This window comes from Kitasatospora sp. NBC_00240 (genome assembly GCF_026342405.1).
Taxonomy (GTDB): domain Bacteria; phylum Actinomycetota; class Actinomycetes; order Streptomycetales; family Streptomycetaceae; genus Kitasatospora.
The window spans coordinates 9,054,867-9,073,839 of sequence record NZ_JAPEMU010000001.1 but is presented as its reverse complement, the minus strand read 5'-3'; the positions used below and the strand labels follow the sequence as shown (position 1 = coordinate 9,073,839).

General features: G+C 74.8%; 17 protein-coding genes. 6 read left to right on the top strand and 11 right to left on the bottom strand.

The window, feature by feature from the left end:
* Window positions 1-102: 102 nt before the first annotated feature.
* Both OG689_RS38480 and OG689_RS38475 read right to left on the bottom strand, forming a co-directional pair.
* Window positions 103-1,125 (bottom strand): helix-turn-helix domain-containing protein, encoded by a 1,023-nt coding sequence (locus tag OG689_RS38480; RefSeq protein WP_266326276.1) that lies wholly within the window; start codon window positions 1,123-1,125, stop codon window positions 103-105.
* Between the two features lie 311 nt (window positions 1,126-1,436).
* On the bottom strand, window positions 1,437-1,808 hold the full coding sequence (locus OG689_RS38475) for a hypothetical protein (protein ID WP_266326275.1): 372 nt from the start codon (window positions 1,806-1,808) through the stop codon (window positions 1,437-1,439).
* A 328-nt stretch (window positions 1,809-2,136) separates the two neighbouring features.
* Between OG689_RS38475 and OG689_RS38470 the strand changes: the two genes are divergently transcribed.
* Both OG689_RS38470 and OG689_RS38465 read left to right on the top strand, forming a co-directional pair.
* Window positions 2,137-3,945 (top strand): CocE/NonD family hydrolase C-terminal non-catalytic domain-containing protein, encoded by a 1,809-nt coding sequence (locus tag OG689_RS38470; RefSeq protein ID WP_266326273.1) that lies wholly within the window; start codon window positions 2,137-2,139, stop codon window positions 3,943-3,945.
* Window positions 3,946-4,158: 213 nt separating this feature from the next.
* Window positions 4,159-4,374, top strand: a complete 216-nt coding sequence (locus tag OG689_RS38465; RefSeq protein WP_266326271.1) for a hypothetical protein — start codon at window positions 4,159-4,161, stop codon at window positions 4,372-4,374.
* Here the strand turns inward: OG689_RS38465 and OG689_RS38460 are convergent.
* Entirely contained in the window at window positions 4,281-4,952 is a 672-nt protein-coding gene (locus OG689_RS38460; RefSeq protein ID WP_266326269.1) for a hypothetical protein, read from the bottom strand. The genes OG689_RS38465 and OG689_RS38460 overlap by 94 nt on opposite strands.
* 105 nt (window positions 4,953-5,057) lie before the next feature.
* Window positions 5,058-5,972 (bottom strand): DMT family transporter, encoded by a 915-nt coding sequence (locus OG689_RS38455; RefSeq protein ID WP_266326268.1) that lies wholly within the window; start codon window positions 5,970-5,972, stop codon window positions 5,058-5,060.
* 20 nt (window positions 5,973-5,992) lie between these two features.
* Between OG689_RS38455 and OG689_RS38450 the strand changes: the two genes are divergently transcribed.
* Window positions 5,993-7,411 carry a PLP-dependent aminotransferase family protein gene (locus tag OG689_RS38450; protein ID WP_266326266.1) on the top strand — a complete coding sequence of 473 codons (1,419 nt, stop codon included), beginning with the start codon at window positions 5,993-5,995 and terminating at the stop codon, window positions 7,409-7,411.
* Window positions 7,412-7,662: 251 nt separating this feature from the next.
* Complete coding sequence (locus OG689_RS38445; protein ID WP_266326264.1) at window positions 7,663-8,877, top strand: cytochrome P450; 1,215 nt, start codon at window positions 7,663-7,665, stop codon at window positions 8,875-8,877.
* 384 nt (window positions 8,878-9,261) lie between these two features.
* Here OG689_RS38445 and OG689_RS38440 read toward each other — a convergent pair whose 3' ends face one another.
* Complete coding sequence (locus OG689_RS38440) at window positions 9,262-9,498, bottom strand: hypothetical protein (RefSeq protein WP_266326262.1); 237 nt, start codon at window positions 9,496-9,498, stop codon at window positions 9,262-9,264.
* Window positions 9,499-9,826: 328 nt separating this feature from the next.
* Here OG689_RS38440 and OG689_RS38435 point away from each other — a divergent pair, with 328 nt between their 5' ends.
* Window positions 9,827-10,729 (top strand): EamA family transporter, encoded by a 903-nt coding sequence (locus OG689_RS38435; RefSeq protein WP_266326260.1) that lies wholly within the window; start codon window positions 9,827-9,829, stop codon window positions 10,727-10,729.
* 28 nt (window positions 10,730-10,757) lie between these two features.
* Here the strand turns inward: OG689_RS38435 and OG689_RS38430 are convergent, their stop codons facing one another.
* Complete coding sequence (locus tag OG689_RS38430; RefSeq protein WP_266326258.1) at window positions 10,758-12,167, bottom strand: STM4012 family radical SAM protein; 1,410 nt, start codon at window positions 12,165-12,167, stop codon at window positions 10,758-10,760.
* A gap of 217 nt (window positions 12,168-12,384) precedes the next feature.
* On the opposite strand from OG689_RS38430, the gene OG689_RS38425 reads away from it, so the two are divergent.
* On the top strand, window positions 12,385-13,512 hold the full coding sequence (locus tag OG689_RS38425) for a DUF1152 domain-containing protein (RefSeq protein ID WP_266326256.1): 1,128 nt from the start codon (window positions 12,385-12,387) through the stop codon (window positions 13,510-13,512).
* A gap of 72 nt (window positions 13,513-13,584) precedes the next feature.
* Here OG689_RS38425 and OG689_RS38420 read toward each other — a convergent pair whose 3' ends face one another.
* From OG689_RS38420 to OG689_RS38400, 5 genes are read right to left on the bottom strand one after another with little or no spacing between them, the layout of a single operon-like run.
* Complete coding sequence (locus OG689_RS38420) at window positions 13,585-14,523, bottom strand: alpha/beta hydrolase (protein ID WP_266326254.1); 939 nt, start codon at window positions 14,521-14,523, stop codon at window positions 13,585-13,587.
* Between the two features lie 56 nt (window positions 14,524-14,579).
* On the bottom strand, window positions 14,580-15,374 hold the full coding sequence (locus tag OG689_RS38415; RefSeq protein WP_266326252.1) for a 4'-phosphopantetheinyl transferase superfamily protein: 795 nt from the start codon (window positions 15,372-15,374) through the stop codon (window positions 14,580-14,582).
* Window positions 15,371-16,726, bottom strand: coding sequence for a PLP-dependent aminotransferase family protein (locus OG689_RS38410; RefSeq protein WP_266326250.1), 1,356 nt, complete (start codon window positions 16,724-16,726; stop codon window positions 15,371-15,373). Before OG689_RS38410 ends, OG689_RS38415 begins: the two co-directional genes overlap by 4 nt.
* A 14-nt stretch (window positions 16,727-16,740) precedes the next feature.
* Window positions 16,741-18,006, bottom strand: a complete 1,266-nt coding sequence (locus tag OG689_RS38405) for an alpha-hydroxy acid oxidase (RefSeq protein WP_266326248.1) — start codon at window positions 18,004-18,006, stop codon at window positions 16,741-16,743.
* The gene (locus OG689_RS38400) at window positions 18,003-18,971 is read right to left on the bottom strand and encodes a hypothetical protein (protein WP_266326246.1); all 969 of its coding nucleotides are present in this window, start codon (window positions 18,969-18,971) and stop codon (window positions 18,003-18,005) included. Before OG689_RS38400 ends, OG689_RS38405 begins: the two co-directional genes overlap by 4 nt.
* Window positions 18,972-18,973 lie beyond the last annotated feature (2 nt).

The window sequence follows — 18,973 nt, the reverse complement described above, 5'->3', positions numbered from 1 at the left end:
TCGTTCCGTCCCCCTCGGGAAAGGCCTGCGAGCGAGCCGGGTGGCTCCCCCGGCGGGGCGCCGCAGGCTGCGGCCGTCCCCTCGACCGGAGCTTACGAGGCATCACGGAGCGAAGGTTGGCCATCCGTGCAGACCTTCTTGACTTGCCGCGCAGCCCTGCTCCCCGGACTGTCGGCGCAGGTGGGTGGGGGTCATGCCGTAGGCGTGGCGGAAGCTCCGGTTGAAGGCGGCGGCACTCGCGAAACCCCAGCGGGCCGCAACGGCATACACGGGCAGGTGGCGAAGCCGAGGGTCGACCAGGTCGGCGCGGCACTTGCTGAGCCGCCGATGACGCACGGCTGCGGCAACGCTCTCGCTCTGCCCCTCGAAGAGCTGGTGAAGGCGGCGAAGGGAAATGTTGTGCTGCGAGGCGATGATTCGGGGGGTCAGATCGGGATCGCCGAGATTTCTGTCGATGAAATGGTTGATCTCCTCACGCAGGACGGCTTCGCGTGACTCGGGGGGAAGCGGCGCGTCGGCACCGAGGCACTGCGCGAGGAATGCGTTGAAAAGGTCCGTGGCGATGATCCCCAGGCGCCCCTGCTCATCCGCCGCCAGTTCGCTGCCGTGTTCAGCCAGCGACGAGATGTACTGGGCCAGGATCGCCCCCATGCCGCAGTCGGCGGGTATCGTGCGGGCGAGCATGTGGTCGAGTTTGTTGGACAGCGTGTGGCTGACCGCCCGCTTGGAGATCTGCAGAACCAGTGATCGTACCGAGGTTCCGTCGTTCCTGGCTCCGGAGAGATAGGGGTACGAGGTGTCCCACAGCACCATGCCACCGGTGACCAGACCCGACTCCTTGCCCTGCTGGTTGAGCCACATGGGGCTCCCCGTCACCAGGGCCAGATGGTACTGCTCCGGATCTCCCCGCCGTATGAGCTCCGAAGTTCGGCGCGACCGCAGCGGCGCGTACGAGAAATTCGACAGTTGCACCGATCCGAAGGTGAACACCGATGCATCAGCCGCGAAGTCACCCGACCGGTCATAGGTGATCTCCGTCGGCGCGATGGCGCGCCCGACAAGATCTGCGAACCAGTCAAAACGCTCTTCTCGCGACACATCCGCCGAAGACAGTAAAATCGGCATTCAGCATCCCTCTTGCAGTTCGGACCGTCAACGCTCGCTACGATAGACGGCCGGCTCACATGCCGGCCGAATCGCGCGGACAACCGGGGCTGCAACCCCTCGGCGGCGCACCACCACCGCGCACCACCCCCGCGGGCCACCCGGCATCCCGTGGCGACCATCGCCGGGGCACCCGGACCAGGTGGTCGAGCCGGTCGAGGGTCGCTCCGGCCCGCACCGAAGGTCGTACGGGGCGAGGTCCAGCAGCCGGTGGCCGGGGCGGACGGACCGCGCGAGGTTCGGCGCGGACCCGCCCTTCCCCGCGTTCACCGTCAGTTGAAGGTGTTGTGCTGGGTGTTGTGGTCACCGGTCTGGACGCCCCGCGCATGGCTGGCGTCCACGTGGTACTCGGGCGTGGGCGCCGACTGCGCGTCCAGCAGCGCCCGGGCGGCCGCGAGCAGCTCCCGGTCGTGCTCGGCCCCGGCGGCGTTCAGCTCGCCGGCGAGCGCGACCCGCCAGACGCCGGGTTCGGCCTGGTAGGACTCCAGCAGCCGGACCGACTGCTCGCCCCGGACGGCCAGCCGCCGCCCGACCGCGTCCCGCAACGTGTTGTAGGCGTCCCGGACGGCCCCGCTCGCCGCCTCGGTGATTCCCCCGGTGACGCCCGCCGCCAGCGCGGCCAGGACGACGTCCACCCCTGTCATCGTTTCCTCCCCAGGATCGCGCGCCGGTCGGTGCGCGGCTCCGGCGCCATCATGCCCATCCGACGGCCCGCCAGGTGGGTATTGCGCCGAAGTTCAGTCCTGAACTTGCGCGCGCCCTGCCCTCCACCCCGGCCACCTGCACGAACACTGCGGCGACCGGGGGCTCCCCCGCCTGGAACGGGACGGGAAGAAGGCAATCGTGGCGCCTGTTCACTCGATCCGGTGATAACCGACGCGCTTTCAGGTTCAGGTCCGCCCGCTCAGATCATGATGCGCGGGACGGCGCCCTCAAGGTGCGCCGAAGTCCTTCATCAAAAGGGTGGTTCGTATGACTACGTCTGGTGGGGAGCCCGTCCCGTCGATCAACGACGCGACGCTCGCCGACATCGCGACCAACGGCATCTGGGACGGTGCGGGCCTCAGCCCCAGCCCGGCGGTCCTCGCCGTTGCCCGGGCCCTGCTCGCGGCGCTGCAGGGCGAGGCGGTCGGTGATCTCCCGGACGAGCTGGCGGGGGAAGTGGGCGATGTCCGGCGGCGGGCCAGCGTCGGCCTTCCCCGGATCCAGTCGGGTGACGTCAGCCTGTCGGCCTTCTCGATCCGGCTGAACGACGGGGAGCCGCACCCGGTCGTGATCCTGCCGGCGGGCTGGAACCCGTACGGCTGGCTGCCGTTCATGTACTCCTACATCTCGCTGGCGCTGCGCGGATACCACGTGCTGGCCTACACCCCCCGGGGCCTCGGCATCCCCGGCTGGCTGTCCACGTCCGAGGGCTTCGTCGATGTCGCCGGGCCGAAGGACTGGGCCGACGGGTCGAAGGTGATCGACTACGCGCTGGATCAGTTCGCCCCGAGCGGGGTCGGCTTCCTCGGCGAGTCGTACGGCTCCGGGATCAGCCAGCTGGTGGCCGCGCACGACGAGGCGAACCGTGTCGATGCCGTGGTCGCGCTGAGCACCTGGGGGAACCTGGCGACCAGCCTGTACGACAACGGCACCCGGCATCTCAATGCGGCCGAGCTGCTGATGAACTTCACCGGCGGCGAGCCGGAGGACAAGTTCGACCCGGCGACCTATCAGCTCTTCCGGGGCTTCCTGGACGGTGCGGACCCCGACGAGGTGGTGATCTGGGGTACCGAGCGCTCCCCGGAGACGTATGTGGACCTCACCAACGGCCACGGCACCCCCACCTTCATCTCGAACACCTGGCACGAGAGCCTGTTCCCGGCCCGCTCGATGGTCGAGACGTTCTCCCGGCTCCAGGTGCCGAAGCGGCTGAACATGTGGATCGGTGACCACGGCGCGCCCGAAGGCGCCGGCCTGGCCGGGCTGGTGAGCGGTGTGCCGTTCCCCGGGCTGCGGGAGCCGATGCAGGAGGCGTACGCCTGGCTGGACCACCACCTGCTCGGCGTCGCCAACGAGGTTCCGAGCTGGGCGGAGGTGAACAACCAGGTCATGTTCACCTATCAGACCGCCCCGGTCCTCGGCGGCAGCAACCGGATCACCGTCCCGGCCCGACGCGAACCGAGCCCGTCGTGGGGCGATGTCACCACCGACAGCGAGGCCTGGTACCTCACCGGCACCGGCGGCACCGGGGACGGCGCCCTGACCGAGAAGCCGGCATCCGGCTGGACGCGGGACTTCACCGCCGGCGCCCTGACCGCCGCCACCGCCATGGACGAGATCATGAAGACCGGGCAGAAGGAGTGGTTCGGCAACCCCAAGGGCTACAGCCTGGCCAAGTTCGAGCGGCCGCAGCTGCTGGTCTGGTCCACGGAGCCGCTGAACGGCCAGGACGGTGTGGCCCGGCGCATCCGCGGCACCGCGGCGGTGCGGTTGGCCCTTCGCAGCACCGCCGACGCGGCCACCCTGGTGGCCTACCTGTTCGACGTCGCCCCCGACGGCACCGCGCGGATCATCACGCACGAGCCGTTCACCGCGTCCGGCCTGACGAAGGGTACGGACCACGCCCTCGACTGGCAGCTGCAGCCCGCCGCCTACGACCTGCCGACCGGCCACCGCCTCGCGCTGGTCGTGAACAGCCGTGACCAGCTGTACGGGTTCACCGGTACGGACGGCAGCACCAGCACCATCTCCTCGCCGAGCGGCGGCGAAGCCCGCCTGGAGCTGCCGCTCGGCTGAGCGAGCAGCCCGGAACGCCCTCGGGGGCGGACGGCCCGCCGCGTCGCTGCGGCGGGCCGTCGTCGCGGCAGGCGGGACGGGCGGGCTCAGGCCCCCGTCCCGCTCGGGCGGACGCGGGGCACCGCCGTCCGGGCGGCTTCGGCCGACCGCCCGTGACCTCCCGGAACACCGCCAGTTGAGCAGGTCGGCAGACCCCTACCCCCGGAGGCCCCCATGCGCAACGCCGTCCGCAGCACCCTCGTCGGCGTCGTCCTCCTCACCGCCGCAACTACCGGTGGCAGCGCCGCGACCGCCGTCCCGGCGGAGTCCGTGGCCCCCTCCAAGCAGGAGCACACCTACAGCATCCCCGTCCTCGCCGTCACCGACGTCGGCGATCTCACCAAGGTCGCCAACCTGGGCACCGACCTCGCCGGACTGCTCGGACACTGACGCCGTCGCGGCCACCGGGCCCCGGCTGCCGCACCGGCGGCCACCCGGCCACGGCCGGCAAGTGCGCCGGCCAGGCCGGAACGGAGCCTGGCCGACGCCCCCGGAAGGGACCCGAGGGCGGTGACGCGGACGAGGTCCGCATCGGGGCGGGCGGCCAGGGCGAGCACGGCGGCGTACGGGCGGTGCCCGGCGGCCAACAGATCGGCGACCGCCTCGACCAGCCGCTCCAGGACGGGCCCGACCGTGCCCGGATGCCGGGCGAGCAGGAACAGCAGGCGGTTGTCGTTCCAGACACTGTCCCGCCGGCCCGCCAGCGCCGCCAGCGCGTCGGCGGGGGTCGCCGGGTTGTCGGCGACCGCCTGCCAGACGAACGGGTAGGGGGAGTCCGCCAAGGCGCACAGCACCGAGGGGGTCACGGCGCGCCGGGCGAGTGCCAGGGCGTCCCCGCCGTGGTGCAGCTGCGCCAGCGCTTCGACCTCGGCCATCGCCTCGGCTCGGACCTCGGCTCGGACCTCGGCTCGGACCTCGGCTTGGGCGCCTTGGCGGCGTGGCGCGACCGCGCCCGACTCGGCGTGCATCGGCACATCCTCACCCCGCCCCGACGGCCTGTCACCCGGGTTTCGGGGCGCCGCTCCGTCCGCAGCTGCCACCGGCGGGCACGGCCCGAGCGCTCCCGCGCGGCTTCAGCGCCCGGCCGGAACCGGCGTCGGCCGCCCGGTCTCCTCGGGGACCCGCCGGACGGCGAGGCCGGCGCAGACACCCAGGCCGACCAGTCCGCTGCCGAGCAGTTCGCCCGGGTGCAGGCCCCCCGTGCCCAGGGCCGCTCCGGAGAGGGCCGCGGTCACCGGGACGAGCCCGGCGAACAGGCCGGCCCGCTCCGGCCCGAGCCGGCCGAGGGCCCCGTACCAGAGCAGGAAGGCCAGCACGGTCAGCACCAGCGACAGGTACAGCAGGGCGGCGCCCTCACCGGGGGTGGGCAGCCGGAACATCCGGCCGCCGTCCAGCACCAGGCCGGTGAGCCCGAACATCGGCACCGCGAGCACCGTGGTGTACGCGGAGACCCGGACCGGGCCCAGCCGTGGCAGCAGGCCGACGGCCAGCAGGGAGAAGGCGGCCTCGCAGGCCAGCGTGCCCAGCGCGGACAGGAACCCCGGCAGGTCGCCCGGCCCGGCCCCCTGGGTGACGGCGGCCCCGGCCACCACCACGCCGGCCGCCGCCAGCAGCCGGGCCTGTGGCCGGCGCCGGGCCAGCAGAGGGCCGAGGACGGCGAGCAGCAGCGGCGTGCAGCCGATCACGCTGCCGACGGCGGCCGGGTCGCTGTGCCGCAGGGCCTGGACCATCAGCACGTTGAAGGCGAACAGGCCGGTGGCGGCGAGCAGCGCCAGCCGGGCGAGTTCGGCGCCGGTCAGGGCGGGCCGCAGCGGACCGCCCCGCCGGGCCAGCGGCAGCAGCACGGCGGCGGCCAGCAGGTAGCGCAGGGCCTGCCCGCCGTGCAGCGGGTAGCCGGTGAGTCCGGCGGTGGCACCGGTGGAGCAGCCCAGCACGGTCATGGCGGTGGCGGCGCGCAGTGCTCCGGCGCCGGTGTACGAGAGTGGCATGTCTGGCACGCTAGAAGCAGGTGTGGTCCACCAGCCAGGTCCACTTCGTCTGCCGTTCGGAGGACCACTTGTCGGAGCTGCTCATCGAGGTCGACCACGCGCTGGGCGACCTGACCGGCCAGCTGACCAGGGCGCTGCGCGAGGCCGTCCGCACCGGCCGGCTGACCGCCGGGGCGAGACTGCCGGCCACCCGGGCGCTGGCCGCCCAACTCGGCCTCTCCCGTGGGGTGGTGGTCGAGGCCTACGCCCAACTGGTCTCCGAGGGCTACCTGCTGGCCGTGTCCGGCTCGGGCACCCGGGTCGCGCCGGGGATCGCCCGCGCCGCCCCGCCGGCGCCGCCGGCCGTGCCCGACCCGGCGCCGGCCTACGACCTCAGGCCGGGCACGCCCGACCTCGCGGCGTTCCCCCGGACGGCCTGGTTGGCCGCCACCCGCCGGGCGCTGACCACCGCCGAGCACCAGCAGTTCGGCTACGGCGACCCGGCCGGACTGCCCCGTCTGCGCTCCGAGTTGGCGGGCCACCTGGCCCGGGCGCGGGCGGCGGCCGTCGGGCCGGGCGACGTGACGGTGGTCGGCGGCGTCGCGCAGGGGCTGTCCCTGCTGATCGGGGTACTGGCCCGGCACGGGCACCACCGGTTCGCCGTCGAGGACCCGTGCTCGCCGGGCACCCTCGCGCTGCTCCGGGCGCACGGCGTCGAGCCCGTCGGCGTCCCCGTCGACCGGGACGGCCTCGACGTCGCCGCCCTGGCCGCCACCGAGGCCACCGTCGTCCTGGTGACCCCGGCCCACCAGTACCCCACCGGCGTGGTGCTGGCGCCCGGCCGCCGGGCCGAACTCATCGGCTGGGCACGGGATGTCGGCGCTCTGGTGGTGGAGGACGACTACGACGCCGAGTTCCGCTACGACCGCGAACCGGTGGGCTGCCTGCAGGGCCTGGCCCCGGACGTGGTGGTGCACCTCGGCTCGCTGAGCAAGTCGCTCGCGCCCGGTCTGCGGTTCGGCTGGGCGCTGCTCCCCCAGGCCCTGGCCGCGGACTTCCGGCAGGCCAAGCGCTACGCCGATCTCGGCATCGGCGTGATCGAGCAGCTCACCTTCGCGGAGCTGCTGTCCGGCGGCGGCTACCACCGGCACCTGCGCGCCGTCCGGGCCGGGTACCGCCGACGCCGGGACGCCCTGCTCGACGGCCTGCGGGCCGGCCTGCCCGCCGCCGACGTCCACGGAGTGGCGGCCGGCCTGCACCTCTACCTCGAACTGCCGCCGGGCACCCGGGAGGAGGCGGTCGTGGCGGCGGCCGCGAGGTCCGAGGTCCGGGTGGAGCCGGTCGCCCCGATGCGCCTGCGGCCCGGCCCGCCCGCGCTGGCTCTGGGGTTCGGCGTGCTGCCCGCCCACCGGCTGGCTCGGGCCGCCGAGTTGCTGGCCGAGGCGGTCGACGGCGCCTGAATGCAGGCGGCGGCCTGGGCGTTCGGGCCGCCACTCCCCCGCATCGCCGCACCCTGCACCCCGCGCCTCCCCACCCCGGGCAGCACTGCCGCCGAGCCTGCCGAGCCCGAGGTCATGACCTGCTGCGATCTGCCACCGAGGCGGGTCCGGGACAAAATGGGGAACACTCCCCGCTTTCCTGGTACGGTCAGGCGGGAAACGGGGAGTACTCCCCGCTAAGCGCCCCCAGCTGGCTCCGGGAGGGAACCACCGTGACCGCTCCGACACTTCAGGACCTCGCCCCCGCCGGGCTCGACCTGGCCGTCGACCCCTACCTCGTCTACGCCGCGCTGCGGGACAAGGGGCCGGTCCACCGCATCCGGGTGCCGGAAGCCGGCGAGGTGTGGCTGGTGGTCGCCCGCGACGAGGCCCGGACCGCGCTCACCGACCCCCGGCTGCGCAACGACATCCGCCACTCGGCCACCTGGAGCGACGACGGCGGACACGCCATCGGCCGCAACATGCTGCAGACCGACGCTCCCCAGCACACCCGGCTGCGCTCGCTGGTGGCACGTGAGTTCACCGCGGGCCGGATCGAGGCGCTGAGGCCCCGGATCCAGCAGATCGCGGACCAGCTGCTCGACGCCGTCCCCGAGGACGGCCGCACCGACCTGGTCGGCGGCTTCGCCCTGCCGCTGCCGATGACCGTGATCTGCGAACTCCTCGGCATACCGGCCGCCGACCAGGGCGACTTCCACACCTGGTCGACCGAGATCGTCGCACCCTCCTCCGTCGAGGCCGCCGGCGCCGCCGTCACCGGCATGACCGGCTACCTCGGCGCCCTCGTCGAGGAACGCCGCCGCGCCCCCGGGGCCGACCTGCTGAGCGCCCTGGCTGCCGCCCCGTCGCCCGCCGACGGCTCCCCGCAGGCCGCCGAACCCGCCCTGTCGACCGAGGAACTCCTCGGCATGGCCTTCCTGTTGCTCGTCGCGGGTCACGAGACGACCGTCAACCTGATCTCCGGCAGCGTCCTCTCCCTGCTCACCCACCCCGACCAGCTCGCCGCCCTGCGGGCCGATCCGGACCTGCTCGGCGGCGCGATCGAGGAGACCCTGCGGTACGACGGACCGGTCGGCGCGACCGCCTTCCGCTACGCCGCCGAGCGCCTGGAGATCGGCGGTACCGTCATCCCGGCCGGCGACAGCATCCTGGTCTCGCTCTCCGCCGCCGCCCGCGACCCGCGGCACTTCGCCGACCCGGACCGCTTCGACATCCGCCGCGAACCCCGAGGCCACCTCGGCTTCGGCCACGGCATCCACCACTGCGTGGGCGCCCCGCTGGCCCGGGTCGAGGCCGCCGTCGCCCTGCGCACCCTGCTCGCGCGCTTCCCCCGGCTCACCCTCGACGCCGACCCCGCGGATCTCGGACGGCGGACCAGCACCATGCTGCGCGGCCTGCGGAGCCTGCCCGTCCGCCTCCGCCCCTGAGCACGGCGCCCGGTCGCGGACGGGCGGCGGGCGCGCGATCGACCGCCTTCGTGATCGCCCCCGGGCGGCTCCGCCGCGGGTCGCCTCGCCCTGGGAGGCTCGGTCGGCCGTGATCACCGTGGGACCGCCGGTGCCGTACCTGACGACCGGTCACGCCCGGGCGGCACCGCCTCCGCCCGCCCGCCCGCACGTGCGAGCCGCCGGCCGGGCACCCGAACAAGCTCCCCTGACGGACGCCGCGTACAAGACCGCCGCCGCGACCGCCCCCAAGGGCGAGCGCGGCGGCGGCCTCACTCCTACGTCTCTCGGTGCACCGCCGGTCGGCGGACTTCCGGCCGGCCGGGCCCGCGCGGTGACGCGGTACCCGTCCGGCCCTTGCGGGGCCTAACCGGCCTGGTACTCACCCGTGTCCAGGCGCATCAGCAACCCGGCCTTGCGCAGTTGCTCCAAGTCCCGGCGGACCAGGCGAGGGTCGGGGTACACCCGGTAGGTCTCCCGGGCGCGGCGCCAGTCGAAGGCGCCGCCGTCCCGGCGGATTGTCTCCAGCAACTGCTGCCTGCGCTCGGTGGCGCTCCTGGGTGCGTCGGCTGGTGCGTCGGCTGCGGCGTGGTCATCGGTCATGGGACCCATTCTCCCGCGCCCCGGCGGTGCTCGCGCCAGGAGGGTCGAGCATCGGCCGCCGGACCGGGAAAAGGGCCGTCCCGGGGCGCCCGCGAAACCGGCCCGCGAACCCGGTACACGAATCGGGGCGCAATCCGGCCCGCAACCGGGGTGCGGTCCGGCGGCGTGAAACGGACGGGTGCCCGTTCGGCGTCTCCCGTACAAAGGTCCGGACCGGGTGGTGCCTGACGGCCCGTACTGGAGGGAATTCCCCAATGGGCCCACCGGCGGGCCGGATCTAGCATTCCTCGCATCCGGCGGCTCGGCCGCCCGAAGCGGGGAGCACGCAGTGACGGGTGGAGTCGCGGTACGCGCGGGAGTGGTGCCGGTCCTGGCCGCGGCGGTGCTGTGGGGGACGGTCGGGCCCGCCCAGCTGCTGGCCGGGGCCGAAGTGGACCCGGTGGCGCTCGGTGCCTGCCGGATGCTGGTCGGCGGCCTGGTGCTGTGCGCGCTGACCGTCCGCCCCCGGGGCCTGCGCACCCTGTGGGGGCCCGGTGTCCGACTGTGGATGCCGGTGAGCGTCGCGGTGACCGCGATCTTCCAGGGTGCTTTCCTGCAGGCCGTCGACCGGACGGGCGCCGCGCTGGCCACCGCGGTGGCCTTCGGCACCGTGCCCGCCGTCTCCGGCCTCTGCGCCCGCGTCCTGCAGCGGGAGCGCCCGCCGGCCGGCTGGACGGCGGGCACGGCCTTCGCCGTCGGCGGGATCGCCCTCCTGCTGCTGCCCGGCGGCGACGGGCCGGCGGATCCGGTGGGCGTCCTGCTGGCGGCGACGGCCGGAGCGAGCTTCGGGGTCTACATCGTGGCGGCGAAGCGGCTGGCGGCGGCCGGCGCGGACCCGGTGGCGGCCGCCCCGGTGAGCGTCCTGGGCGCGGGACTGCTGGTCTCGCCCTGGCTTGCGGCCGCGCCGTCCGGGCTGGGCTCGCCGCGCGGCCTGGTCCTGGTCGGCTGGCTGGCGCTCGGCACCACGGCGCTGGGCTACCTGCTGTTCACCCGCGGCATGACCCGGATCAGTGCGGCCACCACCGGCACGCTCAGCCTTGCCGAGCCCCTGGTGGCCGCCCTGCTGGGGGTGCTCCTGCTGGACGAACGGCTGACCGGCTGGTCCGGGGCAGGACTGGTACTGCTGCTGGGCGGCCTGCTGCTGGTCGCCCTCCCGCCCCGCCGGCGCGGCGGCCGGCCGGCGGAGGCCTGAGCCCGCCGCCGGACGGCCCCGGGCCGGGTCAGCGGTCCTGGTAGGCGTCCATCGCCTCGTTCACCCGGGCCGAGAAGAACAGCGGGCCGATCGCGTCGGCCCAGGCCATCCCCTCCGGGGTCAGTCGTAGCGTCCCCGTGCCGTCCTGCACCGTCCACCCACGGGCGGACAGCTCGGCGAACTGGGCGGGGAAGTGCTCCCCGGGTGCGGCGCCGAACCGCTCGCGGTACTGCCGGACGGACGTCCCGCCGCTCTCCAGCAGGGTCTGCAGCAGGTACATCCGCCGGCGCTCGTCGTCGTCCATCCGGAACGCCCAGCGGGCGTGGCGGAAGTCCTCGGCCGGGGTGGCGATGTAGTCGTCGATGATCCGGCGGACCTCGGGCACGGCGACCGCGTAGTCCGTGGTGTAGTGCAGGTCGGTGGTGAAGGAGCGGGCGCCCACGCCGAGGCCGACCATGCCGGCCTGCTGGTTGTACTCGCTGATGCCGCTGGCGTCCGCCGCTTCGACGGCCGCCGTGCCGACCCGCCGGAAGACCCGCATCGAGGTCTGTTCGTACCCGGCCGCCAGCAGGGTGTCCCGCCCGAACCGGTAGAGCCGCAGGCGCTGGGCGTCCCAGCTCTCGGCGCTCTCCCGGTGCCGGTCGGCGAGTCCGGTGAGCGGGCGGACGTACAGCGGGTAGAGGTAGATCTCCTCGGGCTCCCAACTCAGTGCGGCGTCCAGGGACTTCCGGAAGCTGTGCTCGGTCTGGCCCTGGATCCCGTAGATCAGGTCGATGTTGAGGATCGGGAAGGCGGCCTCCTTGAGCAGGGTCAGCGCCGCGTCGACCTCCGCGCGCTTCTGCGGGCGGACGGCCGCCTTCGCCTCGTCCTCCAGGAAGGTCTGCACGCCGATGCTGAGCCGGGTCGCGCCGCGCTCGGCGAGCACGGCCAGGCGGTCGGCGGTGGCGGTGGCCGGCGAGGTCTCCACCGACCAGGGGACGGCCCGCAGGTCGGCGCCCATCACGTCCTCGCAGAGGTCGCAGAGCCGGGAAAGCTCGGCCGCGGTCAGGTACGTCGGGGTGCCGCCGCCGAACGCCGCCAGGGCGAAGCGGATCTCCCGGCCCTGCGCCTCCAGTGCCTCGCGGCCCGCCCGGGCCTGCCGTTCGAGGGCGCCGAGGAACGCCGTGGTGATCTCCTCGGGGGCGCCGGTCCGGGTGAAGAGGTTGCAGAAACCGCAGCGCATCTCGCAGAACGGCACATGGACGTAGAGCGAGAGCGCGTCCAGCCGCTCCCCCGCCCACAATTCGCTGAGCCGCGGGCCGGACTCCAGCCGGCGGTACGCCTTCTGATGCGGATAGGCGTACACGTACTGCTTGTACGGCGTGCCGGGCGACGCGTCGGCGGGGGCGGACAGGCCGGTGGGCAGCAAGGTCAGGGGGACCGGTGTCGAAGGGCTCATCGGGGCACAACTCCCTTTCATCGCAGTCAAGTTTCGGTAAAGCCGAAGCCATGACGCTAGGGCCTGGCACCCTCCCCCAGGGATCGGCGGAACCTCCGAGCGGCCCCCGATTCACCGCCGGCCGATTGGGACGTTCACACGCCGCCGGAGGTGACTATTCGTCAACCATGCCCGCACATCTGGAAATCTCCCCTGGAGTCGGGTAACCGTAGCCTTCATGAAGCGACTTGTTGTTGCGGCCGGCGGTGGGGGCGACGTCATCGCCGCCACCATGCTGCGGACCGCGCTGTTCGGGCCCGCCGCGCCGGCCCTGGTGCTGACCTACTCCTGGGAGCGGCTGACCGTCGACCCGCTGCCCGGCCCGCGCGGGCGCTCCGACTTCACCGGGCTGGCCGTCCCGCTGCCCGGGTTGGAGCTGGTCACCGGCCGCACCATCCCGGTCGCCCCGGCCGGCTCCTCGCTGCCCCGGCTGGCCCGTGAGTTGGGCGCACCGCTCGGCCTGCTCGACCCGTACGAGGGCGCCGTCGGCCTGGCCCGCACCCTCACGGCCGCCGCCGCGTACTGCGGGGCCGCCCGGATCGAGGTGGTCGACGTCGGCGGGGACATCGTCGCGGCCGGTGACGAGCCCACCCTGCGCAGCCCGTTGGGCGACGCACTGGTGCTCGCCGCCTGCGCGCGCACCGGCCTGCCCACGGACGTCCACGTCGCGGGCCCCGGGCTGGACCGCGAGGTGCCCGAGGCCGAGCTGTTCGCCCGCCTGCCGCCGGCGGCGTTCACCCTGGGCGCCGACGCGGTGGCCCCGGTGCGACCGGTCTTCGACTGGCACCCCTCGGAGGCCAGCGCGATGCTGGCCGCCGCCGCCCGCGGCGTGCGCGGCCTGTGCGGCATCCGGGACGTCCCCGAGCCCCTGCGGCTGGACGCGCGCAGCGCCGGCGTGCACCGGCTGTCCCTCTCCCAGGCGCTCGCCCGCAGTCCGCTGGCCCGTCTGCTCACCGACTGCCGCAACCTGGCCGAGGCCGAGCTGGCCAGCGTCGAGGTCTGCGGCTTCTCGGAGATCGCCCGGGAGCGGGTGCGGGCCGCCGCACCGGCCGAATCCGCACCGGACGACGCCGAGTTCCCCGTTCCGTCCGAGGCCGGCCCCGCCGACGTGGTGGCCCGGCACGCCCGCTGGCAGGCCGAACTCGCCGGCCGGGGGCTCACCCTGGTCACCCGGCGCCGCCTGGTCGAGGGGCTGGCACTCGACCGGGCGGGGGACCTCCTGCTGCGCGCCCGCCTCGGCGCCGACCCGGCCCAGAACGCGGCGCCGCTCTGGCGGGTACCCGGGCGGGCTCACCTGCGGGGCTGAGGGGCGGGCCCGCCGTACCGTGCACGCCGGCGCCAGGACGGCCGGGCCAGGACAGGAAGCCTCAGGAGGGCCTCAGGACGGCGCGAAGCGGTCCCGCAGGAAGCGGGCCGCCTGGCGGCCGGCGGCGACGGCGGCGCCGACGGTGCCGGTCATGGTGAAGAAGCCGTGGGCCATGCCGGGGTAGCGGGTGAGTTCCACCGGCACCCCGGCGGCGGCGAGCCGGGCCGCGTACGCCTCGCCCTGGTCGCGCAGCGGATCGTACTCGGCGGTGACGACCAGGGCCGGGGGCAGGCCGCCCAGGTCGGCGGCCCGCAGGGGTGAGGCCAGCGGATGCTCGGCGTCCCCCGGGGTGGTCAGGTACTGACGTCGGTACCAGTCCACCGAGTGGTGGTTGAACTGCCACGGGTCGGCGTTGTCGCGCATCGACGCGTCGTCGGCCAGCTGGTCCGTGTTGGGGTAGACCAGCACCTGCCCGGCCAGGGCGAGGTCACCGTCGGCCCGGGCGAGCAGGGTCACCGCGGCCGCGAGGTTGCCACCGGCGCTGTCGCCGCCGACCGCGAGCCGGGCCGGGTCGGCGCCCAGTTCCTCGGCGTGGTCGGCGACCCAGCGGAGGGCCGCGTGGCAGTCGTGCACCGCCGCCGGGAACGGGTGCTCGGGCGCGAGCCGGTAGCCGACGGTGACCACGAGGCAGCCGGCCTCGGCGGCCAGGTCGCGGCAGAGCCCGTCGGCGGTGTCGATGCTGCCGAGGGTCCAGCCGCCGCCGAAGTAGTAGAGCAGCGCGGGCAGCGGCCGGGCGGCGCTCGGCCGGTAGACCCGGACCGCCAGCTCGCCCCCGGGCCCGGGGATGCGGAGGTCCGTCACCTTGTGCAGGGAGCGGGGGCTGCCGGCGGCGGCCCGGATCGAGGCCAGGTCGGCGGCTCGGGCTTCCTCCACCGACAGGCTGTAGAGGGGGGCCGCGCCGCTGCGGGCGCGCTGGTCGCGCAGGGTCTGGAGCTGTGGGTGCAGGGGCATGGCGGTGCTCCGATCGACGGGGCGTCAGGGGGCCGGGCAGGCCGGGCGGACAGCGGTCAGCAGCCGGCCGGTCGGACAGGCGGCGGGGCGGTGCAGGGCAGTGGCGGGGCCGCCGGGCGACGGGCGAGGGGTCCGGTGGGTGCCGGGGAGGTCCGCCCGGGCCAGGTCCACCGGTCCACGCTCACCAGGAAGGCCTCGGTACCGGAGAGCGCGACGGCCGCCCGGTAACCCTCGGGCGCGGGCACGTCGGCGACGCGGTAGTCGTGCGACCAGGCGTCGACGGGGTTCCCGCCGGTCACGGTGCCGCTGTCGAGCAACGGGATCCGCAACCCCTGGGTCAGCCGGCCGCCGTGCGCCTTCACCAGGGCCTCCTTGCGGGCCCACAGACCGGCGAAGCGCTCGGCCCGGCTGTCCGGGTCCGCCGCGGCCCGCACGAAACATGCCTCCTCGGGCAGGAACCAGCGCTCCGGCATCCCGGTGGCGTCCAGCCGTGGCAGCACCCGTTGGACGTCCACCCCGACCCGCCGTGACGCCGAGAGCGCGACCATGGCCATGGCGCCGGAATGGGAGAGGTTGACCTCGGCCCCGGTGTACCGGCCGGCCAGTTCCGGCTTGCCGTGCGGGCCCCGGCGCCAGCGGATCTCCTGCGGCGCCACCCCGAGCCGGCCGGCGACGATGTGGCGGACCGCGCCGTGCGCGAGGACGAACCGGCGGCGGGCGTCGGCCGACAGGTAGGCCGCCGCGCGTGCCCGTTCCTCCGGGTCGAGCACGGCGAGCAGGTCCGCGGGGGCCGGACCGGGCTGCTGGTCGGGCACCAGCCACAGCTGGACCGTGTCCGGTTCGCCGGTCATCCGGGCACCCGGGTGTCCGCGGGGGCGGCGGTCGCCGGCGCCCTTCCCGGCCCCGGCGGGCCCGGTGCGTCCGCCCGCTCCCTGACCAGTCGGGCGAGCCGGCGCACGCCCTCCTCGATCTGCTCGGGTTCCAGGGCGCTGCAGGACAGCCGGAGGGCGCGCCGGCCCCCGTCACCGGAGTGGAAGAAGCTCATCGGGGTCCAGAGCACCCCGTAGTCCCGGCCGGAGATCTCCAGCAGGGTCTCGTCGGCGGTCATCGGCACCTCGACCACCGCGAAGAAGCCGCCGGCCGGCGCGTTCCAGCGAACCCTCGGCTCGTCGGCGAAGGAGCGCTCCAGAGCCGCCAGCAAGGTCCGCAGGTTGCGGCGGTAGAACGCGGTCTTCTCCTTGACCGCCGTCCTGATGCTGCACCCGGACTCGACCAGGAAGCCGCCGACCAGGGCCTGCGCGACCGGCGAGGTGTTCACCGTGAGCAGGCTCTTCACCGTGGACAGCTCCTCCGCGAGCAGCGTGCGCCGGCCCTGGCCGTCGGTCACCGTCTGGTCGGCGACCAGGAACCCGATCCTGGCGCCCGGGAAGAAGGACTTGGCGAAGGAGCCGAGGTGGACGACCCGCTGCTCGGTGTCCAGCGCCTTGAGGCTGGGCCGGGGTTCGTCGTCGAGCCCGAACAGCCCGTACGGGTCGTCCTCCAGGAGCAGCAGGTCCGCCTCGGCCGCCACCTCCAGCAGCCGCCGCCGGGCCGGCACGGGCATCGAGACCCCGGACGGGTTGGCGAAGTTCGGCACCAGGTAGAGGGCGCGCGGACGGCGGCCGCCGACCCGGACGGCGCGGGCGACGGCGAGCACGGTCTCCGGGTCGAGGCCGTCCGCCGTCTCGGGCACCGGCATCACCTCGATGCCGAGCAGCCTCGCCGCCCCGGTGAACCCGACGTAGCAGGGTTCGACGGCGAGCACCACGTCGCCGGGCCCCGCGCACAGCCCGCGCAGCGCGACGACCATGGCCTCCTGCGCGCCGGTGGTGACCATCACGGCCTGCGCGGGCACCTCGATCCCCTCGTCCAGGAGCAGCATCCGGGCGATCAGCGGGCCGAGGTGACCGTTGGTCCGGCCGTACTGGAGGAGTTGGCGCTCCCGCTGGTCCGCGTCGAGGCCGAGATCCGCCAGGTGGGCGAGGTAGGTGCGCAGGTAGCGGTCGAGGTCGTCGGTGCTGTGGAAGCCCTCGTGGGGGCGTCCCGCCGCCAGCGGGACGGCGTCGGGGAACCGCGCCGAGACCTCGTTCAGGAAGTTCATCGACGCGGACGCCGGATCGGACACCGAGGCGTGCAGGTCCTCGCGTGCCAGTACTGTCGCCATCGTCCGACCGTCCCTCATCGTCCTGTGCCCGGGGCTGTGCTCGGGGCTGTGCCTGGGGCTGTGCCTGGGGCTGTGCTCGGGGCCGTGCCCGGTGCTGTGCTCGGGGCCGTGCCTGGGGCTGTGGTGCGGGCGACCGCGGGCCGGTCGACGGCCGACAGGTCCGGTCGTCCGGTGAGTGCCATGGTGTGGGCGAGTTCCTCGGTGGCCAGGCCCAGCACCCCGGCCACCCCGGCGGCGCCGTCCGCGGCCAGCCCCCAGAGGACCGGGCGGCCGAGCAGGACGGCCCGCGCCCCCAGCGCGAGCGCCGCGAAGGCGTCGGTGCCGCTGCGGACGCCGCCGTCGAACAGCACCGGCGGGCCGGCGGCCCCGACCGCGTCCACCACCTCCGCCAGGGCGTCCAGGCTCGCCGCCGCGCCGTCGAGCTGCCGGCCGCCGTGGTTGGAGACCACGATCGCGTCGGCCCCGTGCTGCACCGCGAGTACGGCGTCCTCGGCGGTGAGAATGCCCTTCAGGACCAGCGGCAGCTCGCTGCGCCCGCGCAGCCACGCCAGGTCGGCCCAGGTCACCGACGGATCGACGGCCTCCGCCGTGTGCACCGCCAGCGCGGAGCGACCGGCGTCCGCGCGGTGGGCGGAGGCCATCAGCGCCGGGTCGAGGTTGACCGCGGAGATGCCGGACGGGACGGCGAAGCCGTTGCGCGCATCCCGGTGGCGCCGTCCCAGCTGCGGCGCGTCCACCGTGAGGACGAGGGCGCGGTAGCCGGCCGCGGCGGCCCGCTCCACCAGGCCGGCCAGCACCTCGCGGCGGCGCAGCCAGTAGAGCTGGAGCCACAGCGGTCCGGCGGCCGCTGCGGCGATCTCCTCCAGCGTGCGGCTGGCGAAGACGCTGACCACGTAGAGCGCGCCGGCCGCCCCTGCGCCGTGGGCGGTGGCGACTTCGCCGTCGGGGTGCAGCAGCCGGTGGTAGGCGGTGGGCGCGACGCCCACGGGGGTGGCCAGCCGGGCACCGAGGATGTCCGTCCCGGTGTCGCAGGCGGCGACGTCGACCAGCACCCGAGGCCGCAGCGTCACGCGGGCGAAGGCGCGCCGGTTGGCCCGGACGGTGCGCTCGGCGCCGGCTCCGCCTTCGACGAAGTCCCAGACCTGGGCGTCGAGTCGGCGCCGCGCCCGGTGCCGGTAGTCCTCGATGCGGAGCACGGGCGGGAGGTCCGGGGAGGGGGCCGGCGGTGGGGGGTCCCAGGGGACGGTGGCCGGACCGGGGGCTTCGACGGGCGCGGTCACCCGGTCACCCCGCCGTCGGCGTAGCAGTTGCCGTCCAGCGCGACCGTCGCCAGGGAGAGGTGGTGCGGTCCGGCGTCGTAGTCGGCCAGCACCACCGTGCGCGGCCCGGTGGACGGCTCGGCGAGTTCGCCGGCCAGCTCCCACCACACGCCGGTGGCGGGCTGCCCGGCGTCCGCGAACCGCAGACCCGCCGGCCACCGGTGGGCGGCGGCGGCCGCCGCCGTGGCGCCGAGGATCGCGGTCACCGCCCCTTGCGCGGAGCCGTCGCCGGGCCCGCCGAGTTCGGCGGCCAGCGCGGCGGCGGGGCTGTCCGTGGCCAGGATGTGCGTGGCGACCCGGGAGACCGCGGCCACCCGCTCCCCCGGCAGCGGTTCGCCGAACAGCAGGGCCACCCCGTGGTTTCCGGCCGGGACGACGACCGGGACCTTGGGGTCGTACGGCAGCGACTCCTGCTCGACGACCAGCAGCAGCGCCCGTCGCAGGCCGCCCGATCGCGCGTAGGCGTCGACCAGCCGCAGTGCGGTGAACGCGCTCGCGGCGCCCTGGTCGCTGACCGCGAGGGCCATCGGGGTGCCGGGGCAGATGTGGCTCAGATAGGTGGTCGTGGCACGGCCCGGGGTGATGTCGGGGACGGAGTGGGCGAGCACCAGCAGGTCGACCGCCTCACCCTCGGGCACCACGGCTCTGATCAGCGCCTCGGCCATCTCCCCGTAGGACCGGCCGTCAGGACTCGCGCCGGGGTCCAGCGCGCCCGCTTCGAGTTCCAGTCCGTACGGGTGCAGCAGATCGGTCAGGTAACGCCGCAGGCGCGCGGTGTGGACGGGGTCGGCGGCCGGCGCCCCCGGGCCGGGGAAGGCCAGCCGGACGGCGCGGCGGATCCCCCAGGGCGGTGACGGCCCGTCGGCGGTGGTCCCGTCCGGGGGGCTCGTGGCGTCCGCCGCACCGGCCGGTACGAAGGTGCGCACCG